Source organism: Arthrobacter rhombi (assembly GCF_900163545.1).
Taxonomy (GTDB): domain Bacteria; phylum Actinomycetota; class Actinomycetes; order Actinomycetales; family Micrococcaceae; genus Arthrobacter_H; species Arthrobacter_H rhombi_A.
Map to the genome: position 1 here is coordinate 1 of NZ_FUHW01000043.1, position 1,434 is coordinate 1,434.

Here is a 1,434-nt window from a genome sequence, read left to right on the forward strand (position 1 = left end):
GACTAGGCGTTGGCGAGTTCTCCACCCAGGGTCAGTTCTGGTTCGGTCGCGGCCCTGACTTCCTCGACACTCACACCGGGAGCGGTCTCCAGGAGCACCAGACCGTCCTCGGTCACCTCGATCACCGCCAGGTCGGTAATGATCCGGTTCACCACGGCCTTACCGGTCAGCGGCAGCGAACATTCATTCACGATCTTTGCCGAACCGTCCTTGGCCGTATGGTCCATCAGGATAATGACCTCTCGGGCACCCTGCACCAGGTCCATGCCACCACCGGGGCCCTTGACCATCTTGCCCGGAATCATCCAGTTCGCCAGATCCCCGTTGGTGGAAACCTGCATCGCTCCGAGGATCGCCACGTCGATCTTCCCGCCACGGATCATCCCGAAGCTCATGGCCGAATCGAAGAAACTTGCTCCCGGATTGACCGTCACGGTTTCCTTCCCGGCATTGATCAGGTCCGGATCCACATCCTCTTCGGGGGGGTACGGGCCCACACCGAGGATGCCGTTTTCCGACTGCAGAACCAGTGTCCTGCCGGCGGGGATGTAGTTCGGAACCAGGGTCGGCATCCCGATGCCCAGGTTCACATAGGCTCCGTCGACCAGTTCCTGCGCGGCCCGCTCGGCCATCTGCTCACGTGTCAGTGCCATCGTCTCAACCTTCCTTCGTCGCCGAACCGGCGGCTTCACCAGCTGGGCGTACCGTGCGCTTCTCCACTGGCTTTTCGATGTCCCGACCGACTTCCAGGACGCGGTGCACATAGATCCCCGGCAGATGGACCTGGTCAGGGTCGATCTCGCCGGGCTCCACGAGCTCCTCAACCTGAGCGATACACACCTTCCCGGCCATCGCTGCCGGCGGGCCGAACTGCCGGGTCGCCTTGTTGAACACCAAGTTGCCGTGCTTATCGCCCTTCAGCGCGTGGACCAACGCGAAATCGGAGACGATGGCCTCTTCCAAAACGAAATCGTTTTTCTCCCCGCCTGGGGCGAAGCTCCGCACTTCCTTGGGCTCCGAACCCTGGAGAATGTTCCCATCGGCGTCGTACTTCTGCGGCAACCCCCCTTCGGCCACCTGAGTACCGACTCCGGCAGCGGTGTAGAACGCAGCGATGCCTGATCCACCGGCTCGTAGCTTCTCAGCCAGCGTCCCCTGCGGGGTCAACTCCAATTCGAGTTCCCCGGTGAGGTACTGGCGAGCAAATTCCTTGTTCTCGCCCACATAGGAAGAAGTCATCTTCCGGATCCGGCCGGCAGCAAGCAGGACACCAAGTCCCCACCCATCGACACCGCAATTATTGGAGACCACCGACAGGCCCGTAGCGCCTTGTTCCAAGAGGGCCTCGATCAATGCCATCGGGTTCCCTGATAGTCCGAAACCGCCGACAGATATCAAGGATCCATCCCCGATATCCGCTACGGCTTCCGCCGC

General features: G+C 61.5%; 2 protein-coding genes. Both read right to left on the bottom strand.

The annotated features are described in order from the left end of the window. Nucleotides 1-2 precede the first annotated feature (2 nt). Nucleotides 3-653 carry a CoA transferase subunit B gene (locus tag FM101_RS12690; RefSeq protein WP_087000227.1) on the bottom strand — a complete coding sequence of 217 codons (651 nt, stop codon included), beginning with the start codon at nucleotides 651-653 and terminating at the stop codon, nucleotides 3-5. Between the two features lie 4 nt (nucleotides 654-657). Further along, on the bottom strand, nucleotides 658-1,434 hold a 777-nt coding region (locus FM101_RS12695; RefSeq protein WP_087000229.1), incomplete at its 5' end, for a CoA transferase subunit A.